The sequence below is a fragment of the Aquitalea sp. S1-19 genome (assembly GCF_024343515.1).
On the sequence record NZ_RJTZ01000032.1, the window covers coordinates 22020 to 28466 of the forward strand.

6 protein-coding genes and 1 pseudogene are annotated in these 6447 nt (G+C 58.8%); all 7 read left to right on the forward strand.

The window, feature by feature from the left end; all coding sequences use genetic code 11:
• The first annotated feature begins 57 nt into the window (after positions 1-57).
• Entirely contained in the window at positions 58-1191 is a 1134-nt protein-coding gene (dnaJ, locus tag EGI20_RS06940) for a molecular chaperone DnaJ (RefSeq protein WP_498630765.1), read from the forward strand.
• Between the two features lie 247 nt (positions 1192-1438).
• Complete coding sequence (locus EGI20_RS06945) at positions 1439-2986, forward strand: alanine/glycine:cation symporter family protein (protein WP_498630766.1); 1548 nt, start codon at positions 1439-1441, stop codon at positions 2984-2986.
• A gap of 109 nt (positions 2987-3095) precedes the next feature.
• Complete coding sequence (locus EGI20_RS06950) at positions 3096-3326, forward strand: hypothetical protein (protein ID WP_124736357.1); 231 nt, start codon at positions 3096-3098, stop codon at positions 3324-3326.
• 4 nt (positions 3327-3330) lie between these two features.
• Positions 3331-4332: a porphobilinogen synthase gene (hemB, locus tag EGI20_RS06955; RefSeq protein WP_498630768.1), complete on the forward strand. Its 1002-nt coding sequence runs from the start codon at positions 3331-3333 to the stop codon at positions 4330-4332.
• 500 nt (positions 4333-4832) lie between these two features.
• Positions 4833-5606 carry a DUF2092 domain-containing protein gene (locus EGI20_RS06960; protein ID WP_498630770.1) on the forward strand — a complete coding sequence of 258 codons (774 nt, stop codon included), beginning with the start codon at positions 4833-4835 and terminating at the stop codon, positions 5604-5606.
• Between the two features lie 12 nt (positions 5607-5618).
• Positions 5619-6128 (forward strand): hypothetical protein, encoded by a 510-nt coding sequence (locus EGI20_RS06965; protein ID WP_498630772.1) that lies wholly within the window; start codon positions 5619-5621, stop codon positions 6126-6128.
• Between the two features lie 116 nt (positions 6129-6244).
• Positions 6245-6447 (forward strand): annotated as a pseudogene (locus tag EGI20_RS06970) (porphobilinogen synthase); the annotation flags it as partial.

The following is a 6447-nucleotide window of genomic DNA, read 5'->3' on the forward strand; positions in this document are numbered from 1 at the left end:
TCGTTGTAACTGCTGATGAATTCGGCTGTTGTATGCAGCCAGATGGTGTGAACAAGAATGTCAAAACGTGATTTGTACGATGTGCTCGGCATTAACCGTGACGCGTCCGAAGACGAAATCAAAAAGGCTTACCGCAAGCTGGCGATGAAATATCACCCGGACCGTAATCCGGACAGCAAGGAAGCCGAAGACAAGTTCAAAGAGGGTAAAGAGGCTTACGAAATCCTCTCTGATGCGCAAAAGCGCAGCGCCTATGACCAGTTCGGCCATGCCGGGGTTGATCCGCAGTCCGGCATGGGCGGTGGCGGCGGCGCTGGCGGATTTGGCGGCTTTGGTGACTTTGGCGATATCTTCAGCGATATCTTTGGCGGCGGGCGTGGCGGCAATGGCGGCGGGCGTTCCAATGTCTATCGCGGCGCCGACTTGCGTTACAACATGGATATCACGCTGGAAGAAGCGGCGCGCGGTTGCGAGAAAAAAATCCGCATCCCTAGCCATGAAGACTGTGATACCTGCCATGGCAGCGGCGCCAAGCCGGGGACTCAGCCCAAGACCTGCTCCACCTGTGGTGGCCACGGTCAGGTACGCATGAGCCAGGGCTTCTTCTCCATCCAGCAGACCTGCCCGACCTGCCATGGCAGCGGCAAGGAAATCACCGACAAGTGTCCGAAGTGTCATGGCGCAGGCCAGCTCAAAACGCACAAGACACTGAACGTCAAGATTCCGGCTGGTGTGGACGAGGGCGACCGTATCCGCCTGTCCGGCGAGGGCGAGCCCGGCCAGAATGGTGGCCCGTCGGGCGACCTGTATGTGGTGACGCATATCAAGCCGCATGCGGTATTCCAGCGTGACGGTTCCGACTTGCATTGCGAGATGCCGATTTCGTTTGCCAAGGCCGCCTTGGGTGGTGAAATCGAGATTCCGACGCTGGACGGCATGGCCAAGGTCAAGATCGCGGCTGAAACCCAGTCCGGTCGTGTTTACCGCTTGCGTGGTAAAGGCATCAAGGCCGTGCGCGGCAGTGATGTCGGCGACCTGATGTGCCATGTGGTCATCGAAACGCCAGTCAAGCTGACTGAGCGCCAGAAAGAACTGCTGCGCGAATTCGATGCCATCAGTCAGGGCGATGTTGCGATGCATAGCCCGCGCACCAAATCCTTTATGGACAAACTGAAGGACTTCTTCGGTTAAGTCCTGCTTGGCAGGTGTCCTTATATAGCAACGGCAGCCAGATGGCTGCCGTTTTTATTTTTGTGGTATCGCGCTGGGGAGAAGCGCTATCGGGCTTTTTATGGCGCTTAAACTTGGCCATGTAAAACTTTATTTGCATAAATAGCTCAAGTGACGCTATCTTCTGTCTTGCTGTGGGTGTGTACTGTCTATTTTATCCATTCGACGGTATTTATCCGGCAACCGGATCTTGCCGGCAGGCGTGGCCATGAGCCACTACCCCAGGCAGGGGCAACAGGACGAGAAGAGAGCTGAAACTGATATGAACGAATTTGTGAACGCCGCCAATGGCATTATCTGGAGTCCGGTGCTGATTTATCTGTGCCTGGGGGTGGGCCTGTATTTTTCCCTGCGCGGGCGATTCTTGCAGGTGCGCCACTTAAAGGAAATGATACGGCTGATGTTTGACGGCAAGAGCTCGGATGCGGGCGTGTCGTCCTTTCAGGCGCTGGCGATGACGCTGGCCGGCCGGGTCGGTACCGGCAATATCGCTGGTGTGGCGACCGCGATCACCTTTGGTGGCCCGGGCGCCGTGTTCTGGATGTGGATGGTCGCCTTTCTGGGCGCGAGCTCGGCTTTTGTCGAGTCGACCCTGGGCCAGATCTACAAGGAAAAAATCGACGGCCAGTATCGCGGCGGTCCGGCCTTCTATATCGAGAAGGGTCTGGGCATGAAGCGCTACGCCGTCGTGTTTGCGCTGGTGACCATTTTTGCCTGCGGCGTGCTGCTGCCGGGCGTGCAGGCCAACTCCATTGCGGCCGGCCTGCAGTCGGCTTTCGGTCTGGAAGCCACCGTCACCGCCGCCATCCTCGCCATTATTCTGGGCTTTATCATCTTCGGCGGCGTGAAGCGTATCGCGTCGTTTGCCGAGATCGTGGTGCCGTTTATGGCGCTGGGCTACATCATCGTGGCCTGTGTGATCATCGCGCTTAACATCCATATGTTGCCGGGTGTACTCGCACTGATCTTCAAGAGCGCTTTTGGCATGGAAGCAGGCTTTGGCGCGATCCTGGGCATGGCTATCCAGTGGGGTGTGAAGCGCGGCGTCTACTCCAATGAAGCCGGTCAGGGTACCGGCCCGCACGCATCCAGTGCCGCTGCCGTGTCCCACCCGGCCAAGCAGGGCCTGGTGCAGGCTTTCTCGGTGTATATCGACACCCTGTTCGTGTGCTCGGCTACCGCATTCATGCTGCTGATTACCGGCCAGTACAATGTGCAGGGTCCGGATGGGCAGGCGCTTTACACCGGTATTGCCGGTGTGGCCGCCGGCCCGGGCTATGTGCAGACCGCGATGGAACACATCATGCCGGGCTTCGGTTCCATTTTTGTCGCGACGGCCTTGTTCTTCTTCGCCTTTACCACGATTGTTGCCTACTACTACATCGCCGAGACCAATATTGCCTATCTCAGCCGCAAGGTTCAGCGCCCATGGCTGACTTTTGTGCTGAAGGTCGCCCTGATGGCCTCGACGGTGTACGGCACCGTCAAAACTGCCGATCTGGCCTGGGGCATGGGTGACATCGGTGTCGGCCTGATGGCCTGGCTGAATATTGCCGCCATCCTGATGCTGCAAAAGCCGGCTTTTATCGCGCTGCGCGATTATGAGGCACAGCGTGCACAGGGACTGGACCCGGTGTTCCATCCGGAAAAGCTCGGCATCAAAAACGCCGACTACTGGACGGGTCATCGCGCCGAAGACAATCTGGAAGACGAGCAGCGCCAGGCTGCAGGCAAACAGCCTTTGCATCAGCAATAAGTTTTCCCCGCGGCCGCTTACGCAGGGTGGCCGCTGTTAGCTGATGGGAATACAATTCCTGCGTCCTGACCGGGGCTTGCCCCGGTTTTTCTATTGTCCGGGAGCGCGCATGGATTTTCTGCATTCAACCTGGTTCTGGTGTGTGGTTGCCGCCGCCCCCTTTGTCATGGTGGTCGGTACGCTGGCACGGCTGGCGCGGCAAGAGCCGCCACCGGTGTTGCCGCCCGGCGTCAGCCCGGGCACTTACCGGCGCAATGAGGCACTGGACACCGAAGACCAGGATAACGACCCGCATACCGATGCCGAGCCCCAGCCGCCGGCCGGCCAGACAGAAAGGTAAGTTCATGATTTTTGCCAACCGCTATTTCCCAGCTACCCGTTTGCGCCGCATGCGCAAGGACGAGTTTTCGCGCCGTCTGATGCGTGAAAACGTGCTCACCACCAATGATCTGATCTATCCGGTGTTTGTGCTGGAAGGCGAGAATCGCGAACAGGCGGTGTCGTCGATGCCGGGCGTGACGCGCCAGAGTCTGGATAAACTGCTGTATACCGCTGAAGAAGCGCTCAAGCTGGGCATCCCGATGCTGTCCATCTTTCCGGTGATCGAGACCGGAAAAAACAACGAAGCTACCGAAGCCTACAACCCGGAAGGTCTGGTGCCGACCGTGGTGCGTGAGCTGAAGTCGCGCTTTCCCGAACTGGGCCTGATGACCGATGTGGCGCTCGACCCGTACACGATCCACGGCCAGGACGGGCTGATTGACGACGCGGGCTATGTGCTCAACGACGAGACCACCGCCATTCTGGTCAAGCAGGCTCTATGTCATGCGGAGGCCGGTGCCGATATGGTCGGCCCGTCCGACATGATGGATGGGCGCATCGGAGCGATCCGCGAGGCGCTGGAAGAAGAAGGCTTTATTCATACCAAGATCTTTGCCTACTCGGCCAAGTACGCCTCCAGCTTCTATGGCCCATTCCGCGATGCGGTCGGCAGCGCCGGCAATCTGGGCAAAGCCGACAAGTACAGCTATCAGATGGACCCGGCCAATCTGGACGAAGCGATCCAGGAAGTAGCCATGGATCTGGAAGAGGGCGCCGACATCATCATGGTCAAGCCAGGCATGCCTTACCTGGACGTGATCCGCCGCGTGAAAGACACCTTCCGCGTGCCGACTTACGCTTATCAGGTATCGGGCGAATACGCGATGCTCAAGGCCGCCGTGCAGAACGGCTGGCTGAATGAAGAAAAGTGCATGATGGAAAGCCTGCTGGCGTTCAAACGCGCCGGCGCCGACGGCATCCTGACCTACTTTGCACTGGACGCCGCACGGGTGCTCAAAGCCTGACGTTTCTCAGCCGATCTGCTCCGTCACTTGGGGACGTGAAATGCTCAAACCGCCCCGCAGGCCATGCTTGCGGGGCGGTTTGTTGTTGGGGAGATAGGGTGGGTTAGCCACTGAAGGTGGCGTAACCCATCGGCGACTAGGAACGGATTGGCTGGTGGAGGCTTACGGCTTTGGCCTAAGTACGCCCAGCGCGCTTGCTTGCGGCTATTCTGTTGCCTGCAATACGACCATGCTGCAGATTTACATACCGCCCAAGGATAGGGAGGGAGAGGATGATGCCTGTACTAGAATTCAGGAGCGCATAAAAGCTAGGCTTGACTGTCTGGCTTGTGCCTTGCGCAAGCCGTTACCGTCGGCCCTGGTCAGGGGGGCGGAACAGAGCAGACAGGGGTTCTCGTTTCTGTCTGGCAAGAGTCGGTTCAGGGAGGCTGGGTGCGAGGGCGGCAACTTGCGCAGATTCCGTTCTGACCTGACCGTGAGTCACCCTCCCGGAGACAAGCATGGTACGTAATATATTGATGTTAAGCCTGCTGGCAATCTCGCTAGCACCCTCCGTCTTGCATGCCCAGACGGATACCCCGGCCGCGCCTGCGCAGGCATCCGCAGACGCGGTCGATCCGGCGGCCATCCAGGCGCTGAAGGATATGGGTGTTTATTTGCTGAGCCTGAAGCGCTTTCAGGTCTCGACCGAACTGACGGGCGAGCGGGTGCTTGCCGACGGCCAGAAACTGCAGCATACGGCGAAGGCCGTACTGGATGTCGATCGTCCTGAGCGGCTGCGTGCCCTGATATCCAGTGCTCGCTCCGAACGCGAGATCTTTTACGACGGCCAGCGCGTGACCCTGTACTCGCCCGCGCAGAAGTATTACTCGACGGTGCCGTTTACCGGCAAACTCAATGTGCTGGTTAACCGTCTGGAGGAAAAGTACGGTGTGGAAACCCCTCTGGCCGATCTGTTTGTCTGGGGCACGCCGGATGCGCCGTTCGACGGGATACAGTCAGCGATGAATGCCGGCCAGGATTTCATTGGCCAGACGCTGTGTGATCATTATGCCTTCCGTCAGGGCAATACCGACTGGCAGATCTGGATCTCGGCCGGAGACCGGCCCTTGCCGCGCAAGCTTGTGATCACCCAGCGTGACGACGAAGCACGTCCGCAGTCGGTCAGCCTGATCGACTGGAACCTGAAGCCTACCTTTTCGAACGCAGTTTTCAGCTTCAAGCCGCCCAAGGGCGCTTCCCCGGCCGAACTGCTGCCGCGCAAAACCAAGTAGAGGAGTCATGTCATGGAAAATGCACTGCGCAAGCTGTTCCTGTCTCCGCTGGTGGCGCTGCTGGTGGCCAGTTTCGCTCTGGTTCCGGTCGTCGAGGCCGCCCGCAGCGGCAAGCTCGCCGCCTCCAAACCGCATGCCGCTGCGGGCGGCGGAGCCCGGCAGAAGGTCAATGTCGATCACAGCAGGGCCGATGTACGCACAAACAATGTCCGTAGCAGTAGCGTCAACAATGTGAACGTCAACAAAAATGTTAACAGGAACGTTAACAGGAACGTTAACAGGGATGTCGATGTGGATGTCCATCACAGCGGAGGTTGGGACAACGACTACCACCCGGTAGCAACGGCGGTGGCGGTGGGGGCGACCGTGGCGGTGACGAGTGCCATCGTTGGTTCCATCGTACGTTCCGTGCCCCCCGGCTGCGTGCCGGTCAACTACGGCGGCATTATCTACCAGCAGTGCGGAAACACCTGGTATCAGCCACGAGGGACACAGTTCATCGTGGTGAATCCGCCGTACTGATGTCAGCCTCCCGCCTTGGATGTACCTATAAAAAATCCCCAGACTTCTTCCGGGGATTTTTTATAGCCTTATACCGCTAAAGCAGCGCTCAAGCTCGGCATCCCGATGCTGTCCATTACGGCCCGTTCCGCGACGTGGTTGGCAGCGCCGGCAATCTGGGCAAGGCCGACAAGTACAGCTACCAGATGGCCCCGGCCAATCTGGACGAAGCGATCCAGGAAGTGGCCATGGATCAGGAAGAGGGCGCCGACATCATCATGGTCAAGCCGGGCATGCCTTACCTGGACGTGATCCGCCGCGTGAAAGACACCTTCCGCGT